Source organism: Polaribacter sp. BM10 (assembly GCF_002005425.1).
GTDB classification, from domain to species: Bacteria; Bacteroidota; Bacteroidia; order Flavobacteriales; family Flavobacteriaceae; genus Polaribacter; species Polaribacter marinaquae.
The window spans coordinates 1,298,020-1,321,532 of sequence record NZ_CP019704.1 but is presented as its reverse complement, the minus strand read 5'-3'; the positions used below and the strand labels follow the sequence as shown (position 1 = coordinate 1,321,532).

Genomic DNA, 23,513 nt, shown 5'->3' with positions numbered 1-23,513 from the left:
TAATTTATTGTTTTACTCTAACAGGTTTCGGAACTAATTTGGTGTAATCACCATTATTTCTAATTACATCTCTTACAATAGAAGAAGAAATATAAGAAGTACTGGCCGCAGTTAATAAAAACACTGTTTCTATAGCCGCTAAATTTCTATTAGTGTGTGCAATGGCTTTTTCGAATTCGAAATCTGCCGGATTTCTTAAACCTCTTAATATAAAATCAACATCATTTTGCTCGCAAAAATCGACTGTTAAACCTTTATAGGTCACCACTTTTATTTTTGGATTGTCTTTAAAACATTCTTCAATAAAGTTTTTACGTTCTTCTAACGAAAACATATATTTTTTATCGGCATTTACACCAATGGCAATAATCAATTCATCAAAAAGGGTAACACCTCTTTCGATAATATCGAAATGGCCTAGTGTAATTGGGTCAAAAGATCCCGGAAAAATTGCTCTTTTCATCTTTAATATTTTAAATTAGCAACAGTATAACTGCGGCATTTTTTAGTTATTTAAAGCAGTAGTTATGGCATTGTCAAATAATGCAGCTAAAGTAATGCCTGCAGCTTGTGCTTGTTGTGGTAATATGCTTTCTTCTGTTAATCCTGGTACAGTATTCATTTCTAAAAAGTAAGGTTCGTCGTTTACAAAAATGTATTCAGATCTAGAAAAACCACGCATGTTTAAAATGGTATATACTTTTTTGGCAACTGCTATTACTTTTGCTTCTTGTATAGAAGAAATTCTTGCCGGCGTAATCTCTTGCGACTTGCCTTCGTACTTTGCTTCATAATCGAAAAAATCGTTTTCAGAAACAATCTCTGTAATTGGTAACACTTTAACTTTACCTTGGAATTGAATAACACCAACAGAAACTTCTGTACCATCTAAAAAAGACTCGATTAAAATTTCTGAATCTTCTTTAAAAGCAGTTTCTATGGCAGGTAAAATTGCCTCTTTTGTATGCGCTTTAGAAATACCGTAGCTAGAACCGGCGTTGTTTGGTTTGATAAAACAAGGCAAACCAACTTTTTTTACAATAGCGTCGATATCTATAATGTCGCCTTTATTGATGTAAATAGATGTTGCTGTTTGAATACCATAAGCTTTTACCGCACTTAACGTATCTCTTTTATTAAAAGTTAAAGCCATTTGATAAAATGGGGCAGAGGTGTGCTTTATATTGATAAGGTTGAAATACGCTAACAGTTGTCCGTTTTCTCCGGGAGCACCATGTATGGCATTAAAAACACAATTAAAAGTAACTTTTGCATTGTTATAAGTAAAAGAAAAATCGTTTTTTTCTATTGGATATTCTTTGTCATTATGATCTAATACAACCCATTTTTCTTTTAAAATAAGGACTCTATAGACATTGTACTTGTCTTTATTTAGATGGTTATAAACTACATTTCCGCTTTTTAAAGAAATGTGAACTTCAGATGAATAACCACCCATTACTATGGCAATATTTTGCTTCATTTTATAAAAAATAATAAAACAAATTTATCAAAATATAAATAGAAATAGCAACGTTTAGTTTTTATATCTTTGCGTGATTAAAAAAATGATTATGAGTTTAATTCAGTTTTTAAAAAGTAAAACTTTTTTTGTACAAATAGCTATTGTAGTTATCGGTTTATTGGTGTTTGTTTTTGCACTAAAATTTTGGTTAGGTGTTACCACCAATCATAACCAAAAAATACAGGTTCCAGATTTGAAAAAACTCTCTTTAGAAGAGGTAGAAAGAAAGTTAACCGAATTAGATTTAACTTATAAAATTATAGATAGTGCTAGCTTTAATCCAGATTATCCAAAAAAATCTGTAATCGAACAAACACCTTTAGCAGGCGATTTTGTAAAAGAAAAGCGTAAAATCTATTTAACGTTAAATCCGTCTAAATACAGAGATGTTACTATTCAGAATTTAAACGGAAGAACCAAAAGACAAGCATCTTCTCAATTAAGAGCAATGGGCTTAATTGTTGGTACAAACTACACGTATGTAAACGATATTGGTAAAGATGTTGTTAGAGGTTTGCGCTACAAAGGAAAAGTTTTAAATGAAGGCGATAAACTGCCTTTAAACTCTATTGTAGATTTAGTGTTAGGAGACGGTAACGGTAATTAATTTACTTTTTATTGTTGTATTGCGAGTAGTAAGTAATAAATTAGAAATAAAGAAAATCGGTTTGCAAGAAAATCAAAATCAAGATTTAGAAAAAGAAGAGTTGTACGAGCACCATAGGTTTACTGCTAGTGAAGGGCAAGTACCTTTAAGAGTAGATAAGTTTTTAATGAATTTTATTGAAAATGCTACACGTAACAAAGTACAACAAGCGGCAAAAGCAGGTAATGTTTTGGTAAATGATGTTGCTGTAAAATCGAATCATAAAGTAAAACCACACGATGTAGTTCGTGTTGTGTTGGCGTATCCGCCTGCAGAAAATCTTTTGGTAGCAGAAGACATTCCTATCGATATTGTGTATGAAGATGATGCTGTTATTGTGGTAAACAAACCCGCAGGTATGGTTGTGCATCCTGGTCACGGTAATTATTCTGGTACTTTGGTAAACGGTCTAATTCATCATATAGAAAATTTACCAACCAATTCTAACGAAAGACCAGGTTTGGTGCATCGAATAGATAAAGATACTAGTGGTTTGTTGGTTGTTGCAAAGACAGAATTTGCGATGGCGCATTTGTCTAAACAATTTTATGACAGAACAACAGAACGTTTATATTATGCCTTAGTTTGGGGTAATATAGATGAAGATGAAGGAAGAATTGAAGGTAATATTGGTAGAAGTTTAAAAAACCGATTGCAAATGGCTGTTTTTCCTGATGGAGAATTTGGTAAACATGCTGTTACACATTTTAAAGTTTTAGAAAGACTAACATACGTAACATTGGTGCAATGCAAATTAGAAACAGGTAGAACGCATCAAATTAGAGCGCATTTTAAACATATTGGGCATACACTTTTTAACGACGAACGTTACGGCGGAGATGCTATTTTAAAAGGAACCACCTTTACAAAATACAAGCAATTTGTAAATAACTGTTTTCAGGTATTGCCAAGACAAGCATTACATGCAAAAACCTTAGGTTTTACGCACCCAACAACGGGTGAGTTTATGCAGTTTAATTCTGAAATACCTAAAGATATTACAGAGTGTTTAGAAAAATGGAGAACGTATTCTGAAAACTCTAAAGATGTAGATTCAGACGATTTGTTATAATTGTAATCATGATATAAAAAAAACTGTTATCTATGGTAGATAACAGTTTTTTGCTTTTTATAATTAATTGTTGCTTAACAACAACCAGAGTTAGGGTTGCAACTAGTTGCACCGCTATTTAATTCAGAAAATTGCAATTTCGGTTTCGAAGGTGTTATTCCGCAAGCATCTAAGGCCAAACAAGCTGTAACTTTAGAAGTTAATAAAAAGTTTGTTCCGTCAAAATCCAATCCGTATTTACCAATGGTTTCTTTACCTTGATATTCTACTTCGATTTCTAAATCATCAAACTGAAACTTTTTTTCTGATAACTCAATAATATTTATCAGTTTTTCTGGATGCAATCGATGGTCGTAATCATTTTCTTCCCATAATTGAAAATTGATAACTGTTTCATTTCTAACCTTGCCACCACAATCAATAAAATCTTTGGTAATTTTACCAACTTCTGTAACATGAAAATGACTTGCTACCAACTCTCCGTTTGGTAATTGAAAACCTATTTTATCTAAACTTTTTAAGTGCTTTTTAATTTCTGATAATTTCATAAGATTATTTTTTTATGTTAGAAAATATAAAATACATTTCTGTAGCTATTTGTAAACTTCTTTCTTGGTATTTTTCTGCTTGTTGAGGTGTATTGTCAAACATTTTAGGATCGTCATAAGTAATTGGTATTCTTTTTTCTGCACCTGCAATAAAAGGACAACCACCATCTGCTTGAGAACACGTCATAATTGCGGCAAAACCAGATGCAGGATTAAATTTAGCATCGTATTTTTTAGAAAAACCAATTATAGGGTTTGTGTTGTCGTTAAACTTTATTGCATAAACAGGGTTTTTACTTTCAGACAATTCTAAAATTTCAAAACCTGTATTTTTTAAAGTCTCGGCAACCATAGGAAACATTGCAGTAGCTTCTGTACCACCAGAATAAGTTATAACATTTTTGAAATCAAAATAGTTGGCAATTGTTTGTGCCCATATTTGAGTTAAATGGCTTCTTCTAGAATTGTGTGTACATATAAAGTTAATATTAGCATCTTTGTTGCTTGTAACTTTACTTTGTACAAAATCTATTAGCGGTTGTAAAACTTCTTTTCTATCATTAGAAATAGTTTCTACATCTAGGTTTAAAATAGTTTTTTCTATTTTTTCGTACACTTTTTTTTCCATTAGACTAAAAATTAACAACAGTTGTTTGTTGGTGTTTTATTTAAAAATTGATTTAATATGGTCGTAATTCTATTCCAGTTATCTTCATTTATGCAATAGCAAACGCTTGTGCCTTCTATAGTACCTTTTATAATACCTACTTTTTTCAATTCTTTTAAATGTTGTGAAATTGTAGGTTGTGCAAGTCCTATTTCTTTTACTAAATCTCCGCAAACACAAGTGTTTAGTTTTATTATATGTTCTAAAATAGCAATTCTTGCAGGGTGCCCTAGTACTTTTGCTATTGCCGCAATTTCATTTTGTTGCGCTGTAAAGATTTCTGACTTTGTTAATCCCATTCGTATTTGTTTATTGCAATATTACGATTAATATAGTTGATAAAAAAACAACTATCTCATTTTTTTAAAAATAACATAGTTGTTTTCAGTTGTAAATAGTTTACAGGGAATTATGGATTAGGGTCTTGCATTTTTTTTACTTGTTTTAATAATATCTTTTTTGGAGTAATTGGTATTGCTTTAAGCATTAGCTTTTGAGATAAACTAACGCCAGAAATAACATCTAAATCGCCATTAAGCATTGCATTATAACCATCTTTAGCTACCGTGTTAGCATCTGCAGTACTTTTAAATAAAGAAGTTTTATCCATACCAGAAGTTTTACCAAAATCGGTTTCTGTTGCACCTGGCATTAGTGTTGTAACAGTTACATTTGTTTCAGATAATTCTTCTGCAATAGCATTGCTAAACGAAGTTACATATGCCTTTGTAGCAAAATAAACAGCTTGCATAGGACCTGCCATTAAACTAGCAGTAGAAGATACATTTAATATTTTACCACTATTTTTTTCTACAAAAGTTGGTAAAAACAATCTTGTTAATGCTGTAAGCGCAACAACGTTTAATTGAATCATGTTTAGGTCTTCTTCTAACTTTCTTTCATAAAATTTACCAATTCCACCAAAACCCGCATTGTTAATTAAATAGTCGATTTCTATTTTGCTATACTTTACAAAATTAAAAACCTCTTTTGCTGCATCTTTTTCTGTTAAATCTTTCTCTATAACAGATACATGAATTTTATATTCTTTTTCTAACGCTTCTTTTAAAGCTAATAGTTTGTCTTTACTTCTGGCAACAATAACTAAATTGCCACCAGTTTTTGCATGAATTTTTGCAAATTCTTTTCCGATTCCGCTACTTGCTCCTGTAATTAATGCTGTTTTTTTCATAATATCTGAATTTCTAATCAAAGATATTATAAACTTACAGAGCGGTTTAACGCAAATAGTTTAAAAATTAACGTTTTTAAAATTCTAGAAAGAACAAATAGTTGGGTCTAGTTTCTGTTGCTGATATCGGAAAATCATAAGAAGCAATTTTTTTAAAGCCAACTTTTTTATAAAAATCGATGGCTCTATAGTTTTTAATCCAAACGTAAAGCCAAATTCCTTTTTGATTTTCTTTTTGAATAAAGTTTAAATTGTATTCAAATAATTCTTTTCCTAAACCTTTACCAAAAAAATCTTCAATTAAGTATAAGCGTTCCATTTTGGTTACGTTATCTAGATTGATATTTTCATTTTTATGGTTTAAGATAATTTTAGAAAATCCGGCTAAAGTATCACCAACATACAACAAACGATATTCGAAATTATTGTTATGTATTTCTTTAAGAATGTTTTCTTTACTAAAATTCTCTGTAAGATAAGCATTCATTATATGTTTAGGAATGGCGTCTTTATGAGGTAAGTAAAATGCTTTTTTACCAACTTCGGTTAATTTTTTAACGTCTTTGCTGGTCGCTTTTCTAATAGTAAACATATTGAAATTATAAGGAACGTGCATTAAAAGTATCACCTTGGTTTACATCGCCAGTTTCGAAACCTTTTTTAAACCAACGCATTCTTTGTGCAGAAGTACCATGTGTAAAAGAATCTGGTACAACTCTACCTGTAGATTGTTTTTGTAAACGATCATCACCAATTGCATGTGCAGCGTTTAGCGCTTCTTTAAGATCTCCAGCGTCTAAAATCAATTCCATGTTTTTGGCGTGGTGCGCCCAAACGCCAGCATAAAAATCTGCTTGTAATTCTAACATTACAGAAAGTTTATTGTATTCTGTTTGACTAATTTTACCACGCATCGATTGTACTTTTCTATTCATACCCGTTAAGTTTTGAATATGATGCCCAACTTCATGAGCAATAACATAGGCTTGTGCAAAATCTCCTGGAGCATTTAATTTTCTTGCCATTTCTTCGAAAAAACTTAAATCGATATATAATTTATCATCACCGGGGCAATAAAAAGGACCAGTAGCACTAGACGCACCACCACAAGCAGAAGTAACAGAACCAGTAAAAAGAACTAGTGTTGGCTCTTTGTAATTCGGAATAATTTTATTCCAAACGTCTTCTGTACTTCTTAAAACTCGATTACTAAACGCTGCCAATTCATTTTCTTTAGCAGTACCTTTATACGTGGTATTTTGTATTTGATTATTAGTGTTTCCGGTTAAAAAGTTTAGAGGATTGTTGCCAGTAAAATACATTACACCAACTACTATTGCCACAATAATTAATCCTTTTTTAGAAGTAACTAATTTTAACAATAAGCCTATTAGCATTGGGTTTAATCCGCCACCAGAACTTCTACCAGAAGAAGCGCCTCTTCTATCATCAACATTTGTACTTCTTCTATTACTTCTCCACTTCATGTCTTATAAGTTTAAAAACATAAAATTACAGTTTATTTTTAAAGTGTTAAAATAGATTGATGTTCAAAATGTAATTTTATTCTAAAAGTTTAAACGAAGAAATCTAAAAGCTGTAAAAAAACAACCATAAAACACAACCTTAAATACTTGATTGATTAAAAGATAAGATAATGTTGCGATTTTAGAAACTTAAAATTGTAGCATAAAAAAACCTCTCTGAAGAAACAGAGAGGTTTGTATTTGTGGTTTTCGCTCATACGAAAAACATCGTTGTTTTACTTGATTAACTCGTAAGAACGTTTGATAAAGTTTGTTAATTCTTCACCATGTAATAGGTTTTGAGATAATTTTGCTAAATCAAAAGCCTGAGAAATCAATCCTTTTTGAGCTTCTTCATCTTTATTATTTAAAATCTCTGAAACTAATGGGCTGTTTGTATTTACTACCAAATTGTACATGTCTGGAAATTTACCCATTCCCATCATTCCGCCACCACCAGTTGCTTGCATTTCTTTCATTCTACGCATAAATTCTGGAACAGTAATTATAAACGGAGAAGAATTAGAGTCCATTGCTTCTAATTGAACAGTATAAGATTTAGAGTTTACAGCACTTTCTATAATTGGCTTTAATTTTTCTTTTTCTTCATCTGTTAACTTAGAAATAACGTTGTCGTCTTTCTTAATTAAATTATCTACATGATCGGCATCTACTCTTGTAAATTTAATTTTACCATCTCCACCTTCTAATTTTTGCATTAAGTGAGATATAATTGGCGAGTCTAAGATTAAAACCTCGTAGCCTTTTGCAGTAGCTTCTTGTATGTAACTGTGTTGTGCATCTTTGTTAGCTGCATATAAAATTACATGGTTACCATCTTTATCTGTTTGATTGTCTTTTGTTTTTTCGATCAATTCATCAAAAGTGAAAAAAGTATCTGCAACCGTTGGGTATAAAGCAAACTTTTTAGCTTTGTCAAAGAATTTATCTTCAGACAACATTCCGTATTCGATAATTACTTTAATATCGTTCCACTTTGTTTCAAAATCTGCTCTATCTTTTTTGAATAAAGAAGATAATTTATCAGCCACTTTTTTAGTAATGTAGCCAGAGATTTTTTTAACAGCACCGTCTGCTTGTAAATAAGAACGAGAAACGTTTAATGGAATATCTGGTGAGTCGATAACACCTTTTAACATCTGTAAAAAGTCTGGTACAATTCCTTCTACATTATCTGTTACAAAAACTTGGTTTTGATACAATTGGATTTTATCCTTTTGCATATCCATGTTTTGAGATAACTTAGGAAAGAATAAAATACCTGTTAAATTAAAAGGATAATCTACATTTAAGTGAATGTGAAATAAAGACTCTTCGAATTGCATTGGATACAATTCTCTGTAAAAATTATCATAATCTTCTTTCTCTAAATCTGCAGGTTTCTTAGTCCAAGCAGGTTCTGTATTATTAATAATTTTGTCTACAGTTATTTGTTTGTGCGGTTCAGTAGTTTCTTTACCGTCTTTATCTTTTGTTGTTTTAGGAGTAAACTCTGGATCGTTAATTTCTTTTGTTCCAAATTTAATTGGCACTTGATTAAAACGATTGTATTTCGTTAATAAACCTTCAATTTTACTGTCTTCTAAAAATTCTAAAGAATCTTCTGCAACATGTAAAACAATTTCTGTTCCTCTGTCAGACTTATCATGTTCTACCAATGTATACTCTGGCGATCCGTCACAAGTCCAATGTGCTGCAGGTGCATCTTTAAACGATTTTGTAATAATTTCTACTTTGTCTGCAACCATAAAAGCAGAGTAAAAACCTAAACCAAAATGCCCAATAATACCTGCTTCGTTGTCTTTGTATTTGTCTAAAAACTCTTCTGCACCAGAAAAAGCAATTTGATTGATGTATTTCTCAACCTCATCGGCAGTCATACCAAGACCTTGATCTTTAATAGTAATTGTTTTAGCATCTTTGTTAATGCTTACTTCAATTTTTGCATCTCCTAATTCAGTATCTGCTTCACCAATAGCAATTAAATGCTTTAATTTAGAAGTAGCATCTGTTCCGTTAGAAATTAATTCACGTAAAAAAATTTCGTGATCTGAGTATAAGAACTTTTTAATTAACGGAAAGATATTCTCTACCGATACATTAATATTTCCTTTTGCCATTTTGTATGTAGTTTAAATTTGACTTTATTATTTTGATATAACAATAGTCAAAAAAAATACCAAAAAGAAGATTATGACAAGATGACAGAAAGAAGTTTTTAATGTCAATAAAAACTATTTCTGATATAAAAACAAAAATCACTATTTTTGCTAATTACAAACAAACGAATAATTAAAATATTGACCATTAAATTATGTATAATTCAAAAATAACAGGTCTTGGATATTATGTTCCTGATAATGTCGTAAAAAATGATGATTTAAAGGAGTTTATGGAAACTTCTGATGAGTGGATTCAGGAAAGAACGGGTATAAAAGAAAGAAGATGGATAGACCCAAAATCTGGAGATACAACAGCGGTTATGGGAGCAAAAGCTTCTAGAATTGCCATTGAAAGAGCGGGTTTAACCAAAGATGATATTGATTTTATAGTATTTGCAACTTTAAGCCCAGATATGTATTTTCCTGGTGGTGGAGTTCAAATTCAAGAAATGCTAGAGATGCCAACTATTGGTGCTTTAGATGTGCGTAACCAATGTTCTGGTTTTATTTATGCAATGTCTGTAGCAGATCAGTTTATTAAAACTGGTATGTACAAAAATATTTTAGTTATTGGTGCAGAAAATCACTCTGGTGGTTTAGAAAAATCTACAAGAGGTAGAAATGTATCTGTAATTTTTGGTGATGGGGCAGGAGCAGCTGTACTTTCTAGAAGCGAAGAAGCTGGTAAAGGTATTTTATCTTCTCATTTACACTCAGAAGGGAAACATGCGAAAGAATTGGCGTTAATAGGGCCTTCAACAAAAAGATGGGTTCCAGAAATTATCGAAGCTAATGATCCTGATGATGTTTCTTATTATCCTTACATGAACGGACAATTTGTTTTTAAACATGCAATAGGGCGTTTTTCTGAAGCAATTGTAGAAGGTTTAGAAGCAAATAAATTGCAAAAAGAAGATATTGATATGCTTATTCCGCATCAAGCAAATCTGCGTATTGCTCAATTTATTCAAAAGAAATTTCAACTTTCTGATGATAAAGTGTACAACAATATCATGAAATATGGTAATACAACTGCAGCGTCTGTAATAATTGCGCTAACAGAAGCTTGGGAAAAAGGAAAAATAAAAGATAATGACCTTGTGGTTTTAGCTGCTTTTGGTAGTGGATTTACATGGGGTTCTGTAATTATACGTTGGTAAATATTACATTTTACATATAATTTAAAAAGGCTTGTTATTACAAGTCTTTTTTTTGTTTTACATCTTGTTAAAATAGGTAAATATCATTTAAAGTTTTTGTTGTTTAATATTTTAGTATATTTGTTAAACAATAAATAAATGTTATTATGAAAGTCAGTTATATAAAGTATGTTGTTTTTGTTTTTTTGTTCTCTATTTCTTCGACCTCTTTTTCTCAAAGTTTTAGTGGTAAAGTAACCTATGTTTCAAAATCTAAAATGGAATTAGGAAAATGGGGAGCAAAAATGAGTGAAGCTCAGAAAAAACAAATTGCTAGTAGACTTAAAAACAGATTAGAAAAAACATATATTTTAAAATTTAACAAACAAGAATCTTTTTTTAAAGAAGATGAAAAAATCGACGCTATATCTGGTGCAACAGATTCTTGGGGAGCTTATTTTTCTAGAGGAGATCAATACAAAAGTATTTCAGATAACAAGTTAATTCAGTCTCAAGAGTTTTACGGTAAAAGGTTTTTAGTAAAAGACGATTTGTATAAAATTAATTGGACTTTAGGTTCAGAAACTAAGCAAATAGGCAACTATACTTGCTTTAAAGCAAAAGCATTTGTTCCTTATCAAGAGTTAAAATGGTTCGAGTTTTCTTGGAGTGATTTGAACGCATCTAATAAAGAAGGGCAAGAAGAAAAAATGATTGTAGTAGAAGCGTGGTATACACCTACAATACCAATTGCCCAAGGACCTGCAGAATATTGGGGTTTACCAGGATTAATATTAGAAGTAAGTGCTCAAAATACAACGCTTTTATGCACAGAAATAGTAATAGATAAGCAAAATAATTTAGAGGTTTCTCCGCCAGAAAAAGGGAAAGAAATAACTAAAAAGGAATATGCGGAAACTGTTAAAAATAAAATGTTACAAATGAGAAATAATAGAATGGGTAGAGGTAGAAGAGGTTAATTTTTTTTTATAGTTTTGATCTATACTTTTAGAAATTATTTATGAGAAAAAATTTAAAAATACTTTTATTATTATCAAACATCTTTCTATTTATTTTTGTTTTAAATGCATTTGTTAAATTTATAATTTTCGAGGCTACAAAGACCAATTCGATACTTATTTTTATCTTCTGTATTGTAAATATTATAATAGCTGTTAAAGGCTCGATAGAGGCCACAGAAAATAACAAATAAAAAATCCGTAGTATTATATACCTCGGATTTTTGTTATTAAATCAAATAAATTACTTTAGTGAAGACAAAGTAATTATCTTATAGACGAATGTAAAATCTATTTGTTTCAATTTTTATTTAAAAAGTATGAGTAAGAAAACGTTAGTAATAGGAGCCTCTTTAAAAGAAGAAAGGTACTCTAACCGTGCAATACAAAAATTAAGAGCTCACCAAATTGATACTGTTGCTATAGGCTTAAGAAAAGGTATCGTTGCAGGTGTTAATATAGATGTAGCTAAGAAAGAGTATCAGAATATAGATACGGTTACTTTATATTTAAATCCGAAAAGACAAGAAGAGTATTACAACTATATTATAGATTTAAAACCCAATAGAGTTATTTTTAATCCGGGTACAGAGAATTTTGAATTTCTTAAGATGTTAAAGAAGAATAATATAGAAAGTGAAATTGCTTGTACCTTAGTTTTGTTAGGAACAAACCAATACTAATTATTTTAAAGTAAATTTTGCACCAGGTTTAGCTAAAGAAACATTATCAAAAACTGTTTTTGCTTCTTTTTGAAACACAGTTGTGTCTGGATATCTACCAGAAAAATGACCTAGAATTAATTCTTTAGCACTTGCATCTTTGGCAATTTTAGCAGCTTCTATAGAGGTAGAGTGCTTTGTTTTTTTTGCTAAATCTTGTCTGTCTGCTAAAAAAGTAGACTCATGATACAATAAATCTACATCTTTTATAATTGGCACAATATCTGGTTTATAACTAGTATCGCTACAAAAAGCATAGCTTAATGGTTTTGGTGGGGCTAATGTTAAACTCTTATTTGGTACAACTTCACCAGAAGTTAACGTAATATCTCTACCAGCTTTAATGTTTAAATAATCTGCTTTGTCAATCTCTGGATAACCGCTAATATTTAGCATGTTTAATTTTCTTGGTTTTTCTTTCTCTTTAAAAAGATAACCATTTGTGTACACTCTGTGGTTTAAAGGAATTGTAGTAACGGTGACTTTATCATCTACATAAATTAATTCACTTTCTTTTGAAGTTAGTTCATGAAACACCATATTAAATTTGGCGTGAGATTCAGATATTTTTAGCATCTGCATCGTTGCTTTTTGAATACCTTTTGGCCCGTAAATATGCATTTCTTTTTCTCTACTTAACATACCATAAGTAGATAATAAACCAACCAAACCATAATAGTGGTCGCCGTGTAAATGAGAAATAAATATGTGATTTATTTTAGAAAAACCAACTTTGTATTTACGCATTTGGCGTTGCGTGCCTTCGCCACAATCTATAAGAAAATGATTGTTGTTAATTTCTAAGTATTGTGCAGTAGGAAATGCGTTTGCACGAGGTGTTGCAGAATGACAACCTAGAATAGTAAGGTTTATCATTTAATTACAAAACGTTTAGAAATTACTTTCTTATTGTTCTGTATACTGTAAATGTACATACCTGTAGCTAAATCGTTTTTATAAAAAGGTATTTTATTTTTACCCGATGTAGTATTGTACGTTTTCTTAAAAACAGTTTTACCCAAAACATTTCTTACAGTTAAAATAACCGAAGAATTAGAAACAGAATTGAAAGTTATATTTGTAACATTTGTAAAAGGATTAGGCGCAGTAGATAAGTTATCTACAGTTTTTTCTTGCGAAAAAGCTGTAAATGAAACCGATAAAAATAAAATGAAAAGTATTTTTTTTACCATAAATTATCTTTTAAAATCCTAATTCTCTTTCTATTGCTTCCATTTCTAAAATATCTTCTGCTTCTTGCAAAGTAGGTACAATATTTAAGTTTTCTGGAAAGTTATCAATATCAATAACCGAATTAACTATCACAAATGACGTGCCATTTTGCTGTTTTTCTTCGGCTATATCCAAAAATAGTAAAAAATCTTTATTTTCTAAGCTTATTTTTTTAGAAATATGAATAATTAAATGTCCGTCTTTAATGTATCCGTAGTTATCTTTAAATTTTTTATAAAATTCTGTAAAGTTTTCTTCTTCGGAAGTTACAAGTATATAATTCTCTCTTTTAGTAATTAGCATCTTATCTTTTTATTTGTTGCGCCAATAAATAAATTACTGCCATTCTAACAGCAACACCATTTTCTACTTGATTAAGTATAATAGAATCATTAGAATCTGCGACATCACTTGTTATTTCTACCCCTCTATTTATTGGTCCTGGATGCATGATTACAATTTTCTTGCCAAGGTTGTCTAATATTTGTTGATTTATACCAAATAATTGTGTGTATTCTCTTGTAGACGGAAAATATTTGATATCCATTCTTTCGTGCTGTACACGTAAAACATTGGCAACGTCACACCACTCTAAGGCTTTTTTTAAGTTTGTTTCTACCTCTACACCCAAACTTGTTATATGTTTAGGTATTAGTGTTGTTGGCCCACATACTTTTACTTTTGCACCTTGAAGTTGTAATGCGAAAATGTTAGACAAAGCAACTCTAGAATGTAAAATATCACCAACAATAACTATTTTTTTTCCTTTTACGCTTCCTAATTTTTCTCTAATAGAATAAGAATCTAAAAGTGCTTGTGTTGGGTGTTCGTGTGTACCATCTCCGGCGTTTATAATTTTTGCATTTACATGTTTAGATAAAAATACGCCCGCTCCAACATTACCATGTCTCATTACAACAATATCTACCTTCATGGCTAAAATATTGTTAACCGTATCTATTAAAGTTTCTCCTTTTTTTACAGAAGATTGTCCTGCAGAAAAGTTAATTACATCTGCAGAAAGTCTTTTTTCTGCAAGTTCGAAACTTAATTTTGTTCTTGTGCTGTTTTCAAAAAATAAATTTGCAATGGTAATATCTCTTAAAGATGGTACTTTTTTAATAGGTCTATTAATTACCTCTTTAAAATGATCTGCAGTTTTAAAAATAACATCAATATCATTGGGTTTTAAATATTTTATTCCCAATAAATGTTCTACGCTTAATTCTGACACATCAACATATTTAAGTTAGATATTTGTTTTTTATTCTTCATGGTAGCTTGTAAACTTGGTTACTTTAATTCTATAAAAACAGCGTCTTTGCTATGGGTTTCTTTCCAGGTAACCAAAACACGCTCTTCATTTATAGCATCTACTTGTCGGCCTCTATAATTTGGCTGAATAGGTAAATGCCTACTAAATCTTCTGTCAATTAAAACCAAAAGTTCTATATTTTCGGGTCTTCCGTAAGACTGAATTGCTGTTAAAGCAGCTCTAATACTTCTTCCAGAAAATAAAACATCATCAATAATTACAACTTTTTTACCTTCTATTAAAAAATCCATTTCTGTAGTTTCTGCAGCCAACGGTTTTTCTTTTCGTCTAAAATCGTCTCTGTAAAAAGTAATGTCTAAAAGTCCTAACTCTAAGTTTTTAATATTATAATCTGTTTTTAGCAAATTGGCTAATCTATTTGCCAAATAAGAACCTCTTGGTTGTAAACCAATAAGTACTGTATTAGAAAAATTATTATGGTTTTCAATTAACTGACAAGCTAATCGATGAAGAATAATTTCAATATCTTTTGAGTTAAGTAAGGTTTTTTTGCTCATAAGAAGGCTATCAATTTAAGTTGATAGTTATTGAAAATCAAAATTAATGTAAATTTATGTATGCACAAAATTATTAAGGCTTAAATAAAGTTGGCTTTTTGTTAATTAAATTGTTGAAAAGAAAAACTTCGTAGCCAATTGTTTTCCTAGAGTTATACTACCTTTATTATCATAATTCAAATCTCTTAGTTATGTCTCTATTAAAATTTGAATCGATGCTCAAAACCAACAATATTTATTTTTTTGATTTGGTAGAGTTTGAAGAAATCATCATACATTATTTAGATTCTGGTAAAGTATCATTAGCAAAAAAAGCAATAAAATTGGGTTTAGAACAACACCCAGAATCTATTGATTTAAAATTGTTGATGGTAGAAATGCACTTAACAGAGCATGAGGTAGATAAAGCAGAAAAACTTTTAAAAAAAGTAGCAATAATTGCACCAGATAATGAAGAAGTTTTTATACAAAAAGCTACAATAAACTCTAAAAGAGGTTTGCATAAAGTAGCCATTAAAGATTTAGAAAAAGCTTTAGATTTAACCGAAGATAAAGTAGATGTTTGGTCTTTATTGGGTATGGAATATTTATACTTAGATGATTTTACAAATGCTAGAAAAAACTTTGCAAACTGTATCGAAGTAGATTACGAAGACTATTCTGCACTTTATAATATTGTGTATTGTTTCGATATGCAAGAAGAGCATGAAGAGGCTGCAGAATACTTGAAATCTTACATAGAAATAAACCCTTATTGCGAAGTTGCATGGCATCAATTGGGGAGACAATATTTTGTTTTAAATAATTTTGAAGAAGCTTTAAAAGCTTTTGAATATGCTGTTTTAATTGACGAATCTTTTTTAGGCGGATATCTAGAAAAGGCAAAAACATTAGAACAATTAGGAAATTATCAAGATGCTATAGATAATTATTTAATTACTTTAGAGTTAGATGATCCTACTGCATATGCATACATTAGAGTAGGTGAGTGCTACCAAAAATTAGAAAATTTAGAAGCTGCAATTTCTTACTATAAAAAGGCTGTACACGAAGATCCATTACTAGATAAAGGTTGGGGTTTATTAGCTAACATTTATTTTGATCTAGAAAATTACCAAAAAGCATCTTATTATTTATCAAAAGCATTAAAAATAGACGAAGACAATGCGGTGTATTGGAGAAGGTATGCAGAAATAAAACTAAAACTTAGCTTTTTTGAAGAAGCTGTTTCTGGTTATAATAATTGTTTACGTTTAGGTGATAATTCCCCAGAAATTTATTTAGGTTTAATTGATGTTTTATCATTTTTAGGCGAATATAATTACGCTTTAAAAGTAATTTTTGAAGCTCAGAAAATACATAAAGACTTTGCAGAAATAGAATACCGATTTGCAGGTTTATTTTTTATTATGAATAAAAATAAATATGCTTTTTCTCATTTGATCAAAGGAATGCAGATTGATTATGATTATCACATCATTTTAAAAGAACTTTATCCTACGGTTTATGATAATTTAGAAGTTAAAAAGCTTTTAAGTAACTACAAAAAAGCAACGGAATAGTTATAAAAAAGTAAGCGCTGTTTTTTTAAAAAAAACAGCGACTTACCAAGTAAACTAATAAAACCAAGTATTAGTAACCATATTAGAAGTTAGCTTTCTAATTTTTTTATTTTTTCGCATAAAACTGTTTGCAGTTTTTCGACAAAATTTCATTTATATTTTTGGGTTGTTCTAATTTAGAAGAGTTTTCTGTAAAAACATTCTTATCGCCTTTTATTGACTTATAAAATTCAGAATTTTTTTCTATTTGAGTATTCGAAATCCAAGTAAAAAAGAACATGATTATTGCAATTAATACTTTTACAATCATAGAATCTTTAAAGGAATCTAATAATGTTTTCATAGCTATTTTTTTAGAATTCTTCAGGTTTATTACAACCTGAAGAAATCATTTTTTGGTTGATTGATTTATTTTCTAGAAATACTACCTCCAGAAGAAGACTTTTTATTTACAATTTTCGGATTACCTTTATAATCAATATCTCCGCCACTAGTTGCGTTTGCTTCAATTTTTTCTGAAGCATAAATATCAATATCTGCACCACTTGTTACTTTGGCTATAACGTTTTTACTTTCTAAGTCGTAAGCATCAATAGAACTTCCGCTTGTAGCGCTTGATGCATGATTGGTTGTGTTACCAGCTATGTTAATATCTGATCCACTTGTAGATTTTGTAGCTACACTTTCTGCATCAACTTTAATATTTATGTCTGCCCCACTTGTTGCAGAAATAGATATTTCTTTGGTATTTATAACATCTTCGGTATACACATCTGCACCACTTGTAGCTTTTAAATTAGATAGTTCTTGTAGTGTTACATAAACTTTTCTTGATTTCGATTGCCAAATATTTTTATCTGTATAAATTCTTAAAACACCATCATTAACTTCGGTTTTTATAATTTCTTGCAGGTTTTCATCAGCTTCTACAACAACTTCTGTATTGCTACTTTGGCTAATGTATAAATCGATACCGTTGCTTACATGTATACTATTAAAAGAATCGTTAACGTTTCTTGTCTCTGTCGTAACATTTCTATTACCATTTACTTTATTTAAATAATCGACACCACAAGATGTTAAAATAGTCGATAAAAATAAAATTGTTAAAAGTTGGTTGATTGATTTTTTCATGATGTTGTTTTTAAATTTATATGGTAAATATCACAGTTAAGACGCTTATTGCCAATATAAAGTTGCCCAGTTGTATTTTATTTGTACTGAATTGTAATTAAAATGTGTCTTCAACTTTCTTATCTTCTTCATCTTCTTTTTCAATTGTACAATCTGTACATTCTAAAGCGCTGTTTGTCATTTTAAAATAATGATTAGTCATTTCGTCTTCGTCTAAATTATTTTCATTTGTAACATTATATAAAAATGATTTAACCGAATTATCAAAATAGATAGTTGAAGTAGTTGGTAAAAACAACGTAATTACAATTTCTTCATCTTTAAAAATATTTTTTATGTTCGATAGAAAGTAAGCATCTAATAAAAGTTCATTATTAGAAAATGTAAAATTATATGCTATTTTTTCAGCATTTTTACTCGCTCTAATACTACTTCTGCCATAAGATTCTTTTTGAATAATTACATAAGCTTCATTAGTATTACTTTTATTAACATCAATTCTTATGTCATTTGTATAAACCATACGCTTACTATCAACTTCAACTTCGTGTCTTCTAGAAGATCTTCTTAAGTTGTGTTTATAATAAATTTCGTCATTGTTAATCATTTTTACAGTTAACGTGTCTTGTTTCGAAATTGTAAGATTCTTTTTTACCACATTTTTACCATAATTAGCATGTGTAGTTCCAAACTCTATTGCCGTAAAAATGATCATTAACAAAGCAATTATCCATAGACCTAAAAGAGATAAAGAGGTTGCTCTACTAACTTGTTTTACATTACTAGATAACATTCTTAAACCTAAAATTAATAAGGCTAAAAAAGGTATACCAACTAAAACAAATAAAGAAACTGTTAGCAACCATCTTGGTAGCGTTGCGTCATAAAAGAATTCTGGGTAACTAATATAATTTCCATCAATATTTAAGAATTCTAAACTTCCTACAGAAAACCCTCCAATAATTAGAGATAAAATAATGGCGGCACCTAAGAATACAAATAGTACACCTAAAAACTTTCCTATAATTTTAAAAAAGCCAAGTATAATTTTACCAATTGTATCTAAAAAATCTTGTAAACCATTATTTTTTTTTGTCTTTGCTGAAAAAGTTTGACTCATTTTTTCTGAAAACTCATTAGCACCATCTTTAAATTTTTCTGATGCTTGATTCGCAACATTTCTAACATTTTCTGATACGTTAGAAAATTCTTCTCTAATTTTCTTTTCAATGTTATCAATATTTACAGGTTCACCTTCCATCTGTAATTTTTCTGCTGTAGTTTTTGCCTCTGGCAATAGAATCCATAAAATAATGTAGATTAAAATTCCGAATCCTGCTCCAAAGAAAAGTGCCAACAAACCTAAACGTATCCAAATTGCGTCAATATCAAAATAATGCGCAATACCAGATGCAACACCACCTAAAAATTTATCATCGCCATCTCTAAATAATTTTTTACCAGAAGTATTATTTCTTTTATAAGAATAACTTGCATCAGAATATGCTTCTTCTGCCTCTGCGTAATCTTCTGGTTGGCCCATTATTACAATAATATCTTCGATATCACCTTCGTTAACAACTTGTCTAGCATCAGTAATTTTTTCTGATAAAAGTTCACTTATACGTGCTTCTATATCTGCTATTATTTCATTTTTTCCTTGCGGATCTTCACTTAAAGATTTAGAGATAGACTCTAGATATCTTCTTAGTTTTTGGTAGGCAATCTCGTCTATATGGAAGAAAAATCCGCCTAAATTTATATTTATTGTCTTATTCATCTGAAGTTGGTTTTGTGCTAATTACTTGGTTAACTGCGTTTACTAAATTACTCCATGTTTTGTCTAATTCTTTTAAAAACATGCCTCCGTTTTCTGTTAAAACATAGTATTTTCTTGGTGGTCCAGAGGTTGATTCTTCCCATCTATACGATAATAAACCAGCGTTTTTTAAGCGAGTTAGTAACGGGTAAATGGTTCCTTCAACCACAATCATTTCTGCACCTTTAAGCGTAGAAAGTATTTCTGATGTATATGCATCTCCATTTTTTAGAATGGATAAAATACAATACTCTAAAACACCTTTTCTCATTTGTGCTTTTGTGTTTTCTATCTTCATATAATGTGGTTTATTTAATAAATTTTATAGTAAAAGGATACTTGTAATTTTCTCCTTCTTTTGCTTTTAAAGAAGCTATTATAACTAATGCAATGCCAATTAAATAAATAATACTTGCTACCGTACCAAAACCAATTATTCCTAAAAAGTTATGAGAATTTAAATCTAAATTGATGCTAAAATTGTCGAAATGATTGAATTCTCTTATAAAAGAACCAAATGCAAATGGAATAAATGTTAAGGTCAACAAAAAAGAATATAAAGTGTAGCTAATATTAAAATTTACTGCCTCTTTACCTTGTTCATCTAAAAATTCACTTCGTTCTTTTAATGTTTGCCACGCTATTAATGGAGTAATTATATGGCCAAAAGGAAATATAAAACCAGCAAAAGCAGATAAGTGAATTAAAAAGGCGTTTGTATTTTGTTTGTTATTTTTCATGATTATAGTATATAATACTTTCTTATGCAAATATATATCTTAAAAAAGGTATTATGCAATGCATAGTACTATAATTAACATTTTTTTAACATTTTTAAAATGCTAAATATGATTAATAAAAGTGGTACTTTGCCTGTCTTAATAAGCAATATGAAGATTACACCTAAAAAAGTAAACCTGTTTATGTTACTTAAATTACCATTGGGTTATTTAAGCGGAATGAGAGTATTATCTATCTCTAAAGATGAGGCTGTTGTAAAGATTAAACATAAATGGATGAATCAAAATCCTTTTAAAAGTATGTTTTGGGCAGCACAAGGTATGGCTGCAGAAATGAGTACTGGCGTTTTGGTGATGAAGGCTATCGAAGATTCTAATAGAAAAGTTTCTATGTTAGTTACCAAGCAAGATGCGGTGTTCTATAAAAAGGCAACGGGTAAAATTATGTTTACTTGCAATGGTGGTGTAGAAGTTATAAAAGCTATTCAGAAGTCTATTAAGACAAATGAAGGGCAAGTTGTGGTTTTGTCTTCTGAAGGCGTAAATGAAGACGGTATAATAGTTTCAAAATTTAACTTTGAGTGGAGCCTAAAAGTAAAGGCTTAAACTAATTCGGTAGTTTTTATTTTAAGATTTAATTTTGGTCTTTCTTCGTTGTAGTCACAATCTTGAAAAATACCACAAGAAACACTAGTTCTAGCTAGAGATTTTGTTTCTTCGTATTTTTTAGATAAGGCTTCAATTTCTGGAGATAAATATTTCATAATTGATTATAATTTAAAATTATGATGCAAAATTAGATTTTTTTTGAAGCAAAGATGTTAAATAAAAGATAATTTTAGATTATTGATACTTTATCGAAATAAATTTTAAGCATAAAAAAACCGAGTAAAAACTCGGTTTTTTTAATTTATTCTTTTGCTTTTATTTCGCTTATATATTTATCTAAACGTTTACCGTATGCAGATTTTTTTACATCTATTGATAATGAATTATTAATTGTGTCTAACAACTTAATGTTTGCATCGTACAATTGTGTTAATGCAATATATGGTGCTACTTCTAAGTCTTTATTATTTAACGCAAAATTTGTGGTGTAAAGATATTTTCTACGGATCATTCTATCAAAGTCAGTTTTAACTTTAGTCATTAAATCTTGATCCTGTGCTTTTGTTGCTTCAAATTCTTTTTTAATAAATTCTAATCGTTGGTTTTTAAACTTGTTATTAACCTTTATAAAATTATTTAAAACTTCTTGATTTTTAGAACCTGTAATCTCTGGGTTGAATCCGAAAATATCAATATTATCATTAATTGTAATAGTTCCTTTATCACCAAAAAATAAAATTCTCTTATCTGTTGTTTTACTATCAAACGCTAAATAGTACATCACAGGCGATTCTACATTGTCTGTTAATTTAAAATTTCCGTCTCCAAAAACATTTACAGAATCTACAGAAACTAATAGTGTATCATTCATTTTCTGAAGATATAAGGTTCCTTTTTTAAGTCCTTTTATGTTTCCTTGAACAATCATGTTTCCATCTTTTTTAGATGAACATGCAAAAATTAACATCGATGCTAGTAAAACTGTTACTATTTTCTTCATTGTTTATAAAAATTTAGTCTGCAAATATGCTTTATTTTTTTAAATAGTTGAAGCTAATTCCATTAAAATTGTACACAAAATTGCCCCAACTGTACCAATAGCATATCCAAAAACAGCTAATAATACACCAACAGTTGCTAAAGAAGGATGAAAAGCTTGAGCTACAATGGGTGCAGAAGCGGCACCACCAACATTAGCTTGACTACCAACTGCTAAAAAGAAATAAGGTGCTTTAATTACTTTAGCAACAATTATTAATAAAACAGCATGTATTGTCATCCAAACAAAACCAATTGCAATTAACCCTGGATTTTCAAATGCCTGATTTAAATCCATTTTCATACCAATTGTTGCAACTAAAATGTATATAAAAATACTACCAAGTTTACTCGCACCAGCGCCTTCATAGTTTTTAGCTTTAGTATAAGATAATAAAATGGCTACAATTGTAGAAATACTAATTAACCAGAAAAAACCAGATCCTAAGAAAGAAAAGACATTTCGCCAAGTTTGAGATTCTATAGAAGCAACAAACTCAGAAAAAAATTGACTTAAGTATTTTGCTGAAAAATGACCAAAACCAACAGTACCAAATGCTATAGCTAGCATAATCATAAAGTCTGTTAATGTTGGATTTTTCTTTACTTTTTTAGTAAATAAAATAACCTTTTCTTTTAAGTCTTCGATAGCAGAAGTATCTGCTTTTAGCCATTTGTCTATTTTTTCTTTCTTACCAATACCAATTAGTAAAACTGCCATCCAAACATTTGCAATTACAATATCAACAATTACCATTCCGCCATATTTTGCAGGATTGTATTTGTAAATTTCTAGCATTGCAGTTTGGTTTGCACCACCACCAATCCAGCTACCAGCTAATGTAGATAAACCTCTCCAAACAGCATCAAAATCTGCACCGCCAACTATTTCGGGTGAAAATGCAGAAATTAATAATATTGCTAAAGGTCCGCCAATTATTACACCAACAGTACCAGTAAAAAACATTATTAAAGCTTTAGAACCTAAATTAAAGATAGCTTTTAAATCGATACTTAGTGTCATTAAAACCAAAGCAGCAGGTAATAAAAATCTACTAGCAACATAATAAAGTTGAGAAGAGTTTTTACTAACAGCGCCTGTAGCATCTGTAGTTTGCCATTCCGGAGAAATAATACCAACAGTGGTAAAAATTGCAGGAATAAAATATGCCATAAATAAACCTGGCACTATTTTATAGAACTTTGGCCAGAAGCCAGTTTTTAATCCTTCCGTATAAAAAACAAAGCCTAAAGAAATCATTAAGATACCAAAAACAATGGCATCATTTGTAAAAATTGGTTGCAT

29 protein-coding genes are annotated in these 23,513 nt (G+C 29.8%); 7 read left to right on the top strand and 22 right to left on the bottom strand.

Features of this window, described 5'->3' with window-relative positions:
• Positions 1-4: 4 nt before the first annotated feature.
• Together coaD and BXQ17_RS05955 are read right to left on the bottom strand one after the other, a co-directional pair.
• Positions 5-463: a pantetheine-phosphate adenylyltransferase gene (coaD, locus tag BXQ17_RS05960; protein ID WP_077809740.1), complete on the bottom strand. Its 459-nt coding sequence runs from the start codon at positions 461-463 to the stop codon at positions 5-7.
• A 42-nt stretch (positions 464-505) separates the two neighbouring features.
• Positions 506-1,483 carry a D-alanine--D-alanine ligase gene (locus tag BXQ17_RS05955; RefSeq protein WP_077809739.1) on the bottom strand — a complete coding sequence of 326 codons (978 nt, stop codon included), beginning with the start codon at positions 1,481-1,483 and terminating at the stop codon, positions 506-508.
• Between the two features lie 91 nt (positions 1,484-1,574).
• Between BXQ17_RS05955 and BXQ17_RS05950 the strand changes: the two genes are divergently transcribed.
• Together BXQ17_RS05950 and BXQ17_RS05945 are read left to right on the top strand one after the other, a co-directional pair.
• A complete protein-coding gene (locus BXQ17_RS05950; RefSeq protein ID WP_077809738.1) occupies positions 1,575-2,132 on the top strand; it encodes a PASTA domain-containing protein in 558 nt (185 codons plus the stop codon).
• Between the two features lie 61 nt (positions 2,133-2,193).
• Positions 2,194-3,243 (top strand): RluA family pseudouridine synthase, encoded by a 1,050-nt coding sequence (locus BXQ17_RS05945; RefSeq protein ID WP_077811366.1) that lies wholly within the window; start codon positions 2,194-2,196, stop codon positions 3,241-3,243.
• Positions 3,244-3,317: 74 nt separating this feature from the next.
• Here the strand turns inward: BXQ17_RS05945 and BXQ17_RS05940 are convergent, their stop codons facing one another.
• The 7 genes from BXQ17_RS05940 to htpG all read right to left on the bottom strand — a co-directional run bounded on the left by BXQ17_RS05940 (position 3,318) and on the right by htpG (position 9,317).
• A complete protein-coding gene (locus tag BXQ17_RS05940) occupies positions 3,318-3,791 on the bottom strand; it encodes a DUF6428 family protein (RefSeq protein ID WP_077809737.1) in 474 nt (157 codons plus the stop codon).
• A gap of 4 nt (positions 3,792-3,795) precedes the next feature.
• A complete protein-coding gene (locus BXQ17_RS05935; RefSeq protein ID WP_077811365.1) occupies positions 3,796-4,419 on the bottom strand; it encodes a low molecular weight phosphatase family protein in 624 nt (207 codons plus the stop codon).
• An 11-nt stretch (positions 4,420-4,430) separates the two neighbouring features.
• Positions 4,431-4,757, bottom strand: coding sequence for a helix-turn-helix transcriptional regulator (locus tag BXQ17_RS05930; protein ID WP_077809736.1), 327 nt, complete (start codon positions 4,755-4,757; stop codon positions 4,431-4,433).
• A 110-nt stretch (positions 4,758-4,867) separates the two neighbouring features.
• Positions 4,868-5,650 carry an SDR family oxidoreductase gene (locus BXQ17_RS05925; RefSeq protein WP_077811364.1) on the bottom strand — a complete coding sequence of 261 codons (783 nt, stop codon included), beginning with the start codon at positions 5,648-5,650 and terminating at the stop codon, positions 4,868-4,870.
• A gap of 76 nt (positions 5,651-5,726) precedes the next feature.
• Complete coding sequence (locus BXQ17_RS05920; RefSeq protein ID WP_077809735.1) at positions 5,727-6,242, bottom strand: GNAT family N-acetyltransferase; 516 nt, start codon at positions 6,240-6,242, stop codon at positions 5,727-5,729.
• Positions 6,243-6,249: 7 nt separating this feature from the next.
• Complete coding sequence (locus BXQ17_RS05915; protein WP_077809734.1) at positions 6,250-7,137, bottom strand: neutral zinc metallopeptidase; 888 nt, start codon at positions 7,135-7,137, stop codon at positions 6,250-6,252.
• Between the two features lie 275 nt (positions 7,138-7,412).
• Positions 7,413-9,317: a molecular chaperone HtpG gene (gene htpG / locus BXQ17_RS05910; RefSeq protein WP_077809733.1), complete on the bottom strand. Its 1,905-nt coding sequence runs from the start codon at positions 9,315-9,317 to the stop codon at positions 7,413-7,415.
• Between the two features lie 194 nt (positions 9,318-9,511).
• On the opposite strand from htpG, the gene BXQ17_RS05905 reads away from it, so the two are divergent.
• The 3 genes from BXQ17_RS05905 to BXQ17_RS05890 all read left to right on the top strand — a co-directional run bounded on the left by BXQ17_RS05905 (position 9,512) and on the right by BXQ17_RS05890 (position 12,200).
• Complete coding sequence (locus tag BXQ17_RS05905) at positions 9,512-10,519, top strand: 3-oxoacyl-ACP synthase III family protein (protein WP_077809732.1); 1,008 nt, start codon at positions 9,512-9,514, stop codon at positions 10,517-10,519.
• 146 nt (positions 10,520-10,665) lie between these two features.
• Positions 10,666-11,478 carry a GLPGLI family protein gene (locus BXQ17_RS05900; RefSeq protein WP_077809731.1) on the top strand — a complete coding sequence of 271 codons (813 nt, stop codon included), beginning with the start codon at positions 10,666-10,668 and terminating at the stop codon, positions 11,476-11,478.
• A gap of 359 nt (positions 11,479-11,837) precedes the next feature.
• A complete protein-coding gene (locus tag BXQ17_RS05890) occupies positions 11,838-12,200 on the top strand; it encodes a CoA-binding protein (RefSeq protein ID WP_077809729.1) in 363 nt (120 codons plus the stop codon).
• On the opposite strand, the gene BXQ17_RS05885 is transcribed toward BXQ17_RS05890, so the two are convergent.
• The 5 genes from BXQ17_RS05885 to pyrR are packed head-to-tail and all read right to left on the bottom strand — an operon-like array spanning position 12,201 to position 15,305.
• Positions 12,201-13,115, bottom strand: coding sequence for a ribonuclease Z (locus tag BXQ17_RS05885; RefSeq protein ID WP_077809728.1), 915 nt, complete (start codon positions 13,113-13,115; stop codon positions 12,201-12,203).
• Positions 13,112-13,432, bottom strand: coding sequence for a T9SS type A sorting domain-containing protein (locus BXQ17_RS05880; RefSeq protein ID WP_077809727.1), 321 nt, complete (start codon positions 13,430-13,432; stop codon positions 13,112-13,114). The genes BXQ17_RS05885 and BXQ17_RS05880 overlap by 4 nt, the downstream gene beginning before the upstream one ends.
• A 10-nt stretch (positions 13,433-13,442) precedes the next feature.
• The gene (locus BXQ17_RS05875) at positions 13,443-13,775 is read right to left on the bottom strand and encodes a hypothetical protein (RefSeq protein WP_077809726.1); all 333 of its coding nucleotides are present in this window, start codon (positions 13,773-13,775) and stop codon (positions 13,443-13,445) included.
• 1 nt (position 13,776) lies between these two features.
• Entirely contained in the window at positions 13,777-14,706 is a 930-nt protein-coding gene (locus BXQ17_RS05870) for an aspartate carbamoyltransferase catalytic subunit (protein ID WP_077809725.1), read from the bottom strand.
• 59 nt (positions 14,707-14,765) lie between these two features.
• Complete coding sequence (gene pyrR / locus BXQ17_RS05865) at positions 14,766-15,305, bottom strand: bifunctional pyr operon transcriptional regulator/uracil phosphoribosyltransferase PyrR (RefSeq protein ID WP_077809724.1); 540 nt, start codon at positions 15,303-15,305, stop codon at positions 14,766-14,768.
• Between the two features lie 191 nt (positions 15,306-15,496).
• Here pyrR and BXQ17_RS05860 point away from each other — a divergent pair, with 191 nt between their 5' ends.
• Positions 15,497-16,867: a lipopolysaccharide assembly protein LapB gene (locus tag BXQ17_RS05860; RefSeq protein WP_077809723.1), complete on the top strand. Its 1,371-nt coding sequence runs from the start codon at positions 15,497-15,499 to the stop codon at positions 16,865-16,867.
• A 106-nt stretch (positions 16,868-16,973) separates the two neighbouring features.
• On the opposite strand, the gene BXQ17_RS05855 is transcribed toward BXQ17_RS05860, so the two are convergent.
• The 5 genes from BXQ17_RS05855 to BXQ17_RS05835 form a co-directional block, all read right to left on the bottom strand.
• Positions 16,974-17,210, bottom strand: coding sequence for a hypothetical protein (locus BXQ17_RS05855; RefSeq protein ID WP_077809722.1), 237 nt, complete (start codon positions 17,208-17,210; stop codon positions 16,974-16,976).
• Positions 17,211-17,275: 65 nt separating this feature from the next.
• The gene (locus BXQ17_RS05850; RefSeq protein ID WP_077809721.1) at positions 17,276-18,001 is read right to left on the bottom strand and encodes a head GIN domain-containing protein; all 726 of its coding nucleotides are present in this window, start codon (positions 17,999-18,001) and stop codon (positions 17,276-17,278) included.
• Positions 18,002-18,098: 97 nt separating this feature from the next.
• Positions 18,099-19,781, bottom strand: a complete 1,683-nt coding sequence (locus BXQ17_RS05845) for a PspC domain-containing protein (protein ID WP_077809720.1) — start codon at positions 19,779-19,781, stop codon at positions 18,099-18,101.
• Positions 19,774-20,118, bottom strand: coding sequence for a PadR family transcriptional regulator (locus tag BXQ17_RS05840; RefSeq protein ID WP_077809719.1), 345 nt, complete (start codon positions 20,116-20,118; stop codon positions 19,774-19,776). The genes BXQ17_RS05845 and BXQ17_RS05840 overlap by 8 nt, the downstream gene beginning before the upstream one ends.
• A gap of 10 nt (positions 20,119-20,128) precedes the next feature.
• Positions 20,129-20,560: a DUF4870 domain-containing protein gene (locus BXQ17_RS05835; protein WP_077809718.1), complete on the bottom strand. Its 432-nt coding sequence runs from the start codon at positions 20,558-20,560 to the stop codon at positions 20,129-20,131.
• A 150-nt stretch (positions 20,561-20,710) separates the two neighbouring features.
• Between BXQ17_RS05835 and BXQ17_RS05830 the strand changes: the two genes are divergently transcribed.
• Positions 20,711-21,166: a DUF4442 domain-containing protein gene (locus BXQ17_RS05830; RefSeq protein WP_077811363.1), complete on the top strand. Its 456-nt coding sequence runs from the start codon at positions 20,711-20,713 to the stop codon at positions 21,164-21,166.
• Here BXQ17_RS05830 and BXQ17_RS14500 read toward each other — a convergent pair.
• The 3 genes from BXQ17_RS14500 to BXQ17_RS05820 all read right to left on the bottom strand — a co-directional run bounded on the left by BXQ17_RS14500 (position 21,163) and on the right by BXQ17_RS05820 (position 23,513).
• Positions 21,163-21,324 carry a hypothetical protein gene (locus BXQ17_RS14500; protein ID WP_187661437.1) on the bottom strand — a complete coding sequence of 54 codons (162 nt, stop codon included), beginning with the start codon at positions 21,322-21,324 and terminating at the stop codon, positions 21,163-21,165. The genes BXQ17_RS05830 and BXQ17_RS14500 overlap by 4 nt on opposite strands.
• 146 nt (positions 21,325-21,470) lie before the next feature.
• Entirely contained in the window at positions 21,471-22,169 is a 699-nt protein-coding gene (locus BXQ17_RS05825) for a DUF4369 domain-containing protein (protein WP_077809717.1), read from the bottom strand.
• 39 nt (positions 22,170-22,208) lie between these two features.
• Entirely contained in the window at positions 22,209-23,513 is a 1,305-nt protein-coding gene (locus tag BXQ17_RS05820; protein WP_077809716.1) for a DUF819 domain-containing protein, read from the bottom strand.

What these genes read in the sequence shown, in the direction of transcription:
- BXQ17_RS05950 (WP_077809738.1), top strand. Translation starts at nt 1,575, where the DNA reads ATGAGTTTAATTCAGTTTTTAAAAAGTAAAACTTTTTTTGTACAAATA.
- BXQ17_RS05850 (WP_077809721.1), bottom strand. Translation starts at nt 18,001, where the DNA reads ATGAAAAAATCAATCAACCAACTTTTAACAATTTTATTTTTATCGACT.
- BXQ17_RS05940 (WP_077809737.1), bottom strand. Translation starts at nt 3,791, where the DNA reads ATGAAATTATCAGAAATTAAAAAGCACTTAAAAAGTTTAGATAAAATA.
- BXQ17_RS05820 (WP_077809716.1), bottom strand. Translation starts at nt 23,513, where the DNA reads ATGCAACCAATTTTTACAAATGATGCCATTGTTTTTGGTATCTTAATG.
- BXQ17_RS05935 (WP_077811365.1), bottom strand. Translation starts at nt 4,419, where the DNA reads ATGGAAAAAAAAGTGTACGAAAAAATAGAAAAAACTATTTTAAACCTA.
- BXQ17_RS05860 (WP_077809723.1), top strand. Translation starts at nt 15,497, where the DNA reads ATGTCTCTATTAAAATTTGAATCGATGCTCAAAACCAACAATATTTAT.
- BXQ17_RS05955 (WP_077809739.1), bottom strand. Translation starts at nt 1,483, where the DNA reads ATGAAGCAAAATATTGCCATAGTAATGGGTGGTTATTCATCTGAAGTT.
- htpG (WP_077809733.1), bottom strand. Translation starts at nt 9,317, where the DNA reads ATGGCAAAAGGAAATATTAATGTATCGGTAGAGAATATCTTTCCGTTA.
- BXQ17_RS05930 (WP_077809736.1), bottom strand. Translation starts at nt 4,757, where the DNA reads ATGGGATTAACAAAGTCAGAAATCTTTACAGCGCAACAAAATGAAATT.
- BXQ17_RS05925 (WP_077811364.1), bottom strand. Translation starts at nt 5,650, where the DNA reads ATGAAAAAAACAGCATTAATTACAGGAGCAAGTAGCGGAATCGGAAAA.
- BXQ17_RS05825 (WP_077809717.1), bottom strand. Translation starts at nt 22,169, where the DNA reads ATGAAGAAAATAGTAACAGTTTTACTAGCATCGATGTTAATTTTTGCA.
- BXQ17_RS05920 (WP_077809735.1), bottom strand. Translation starts at nt 6,242, where the DNA reads ATGTTTACTATTAGAAAAGCGACCAGCAAAGACGTTAAAAAATTAACC.
- BXQ17_RS05900 (WP_077809731.1), top strand. Translation starts at nt 10,666, where the DNA reads ATGAAAGTCAGTTATATAAAGTATGTTGTTTTTGTTTTTTTGTTCTCT.
- BXQ17_RS05885 (WP_077809728.1), bottom strand. Translation starts at nt 13,115, where the DNA reads ATGATAAACCTTACTATTCTAGGTTGTCATTCTGCAACACCTCGTGCA.
- BXQ17_RS05855 (WP_077809722.1), bottom strand. Translation starts at nt 17,210, where the DNA reads ATGAAAACATTATTAGATTCCTTTAAAGATTCTATGATTGTAAAAGTA.
- BXQ17_RS05890 (WP_077809729.1), top strand. Translation starts at nt 11,838, where the DNA reads ATGAGTAAGAAAACGTTAGTAATAGGAGCCTCTTTAAAAGAAGAAAGG.
- pyrR (WP_077809724.1), bottom strand. Translation starts at nt 15,305, where the DNA reads ATGAGCAAAAAAACCTTACTTAACTCAAAAGATATTGAAATTATTCTT.
- BXQ17_RS05845 (WP_077809720.1), bottom strand. Translation starts at nt 19,781, where the DNA reads ATGAATAAGACAATAAATATAAATTTAGGCGGATTTTTCTTCCATATA.
- BXQ17_RS05830 (WP_077811363.1), top strand. Translation starts at nt 20,711, where the DNA reads ATGAAGATTACACCTAAAAAAGTAAACCTGTTTATGTTACTTAAATTA.
- coaD (WP_077809740.1), bottom strand. Translation starts at nt 463, where the DNA reads ATGAAAAGAGCAATTTTTCCGGGATCTTTTGACCCAATTACACTAGGC.
- BXQ17_RS05835 (WP_077809718.1), bottom strand. Translation starts at nt 20,560, where the DNA reads ATGAAAAATAACAAACAAAATACAAACGCCTTTTTAATTCACTTATCT.
- BXQ17_RS05905 (WP_077809732.1), top strand. Translation starts at nt 9,512, where the DNA reads ATGTATAATTCAAAAATAACAGGTCTTGGATATTATGTTCCTGATAAT.
- BXQ17_RS05840 (WP_077809719.1), bottom strand. Translation starts at nt 20,118, where the DNA reads ATGAAGATAGAAAACACAAAAGCACAAATGAGAAAAGGTGTTTTAGAG.
- BXQ17_RS05875 (WP_077809726.1), bottom strand. Translation starts at nt 13,775, where the DNA reads ATGCTAATTACTAAAAGAGAGAATTATATACTTGTAACTTCCGAAGAA.
- BXQ17_RS14500 (WP_187661437.1), bottom strand. Translation starts at nt 21,324, where the DNA reads ATGAAATATTTATCTCCAGAAATTGAAGCCTTATCTAAAAAATACGAA.
- BXQ17_RS05880 (WP_077809727.1), bottom strand. Translation starts at nt 13,432, where the DNA reads ATGGTAAAAAAAATACTTTTCATTTTATTTTTATCGGTTTCATTTACA.
- BXQ17_RS05915 (WP_077809734.1), bottom strand. Translation starts at nt 7,137, where the DNA reads ATGAAGTGGAGAAGTAATAGAAGAAGTACAAATGTTGATGATAGAAGA.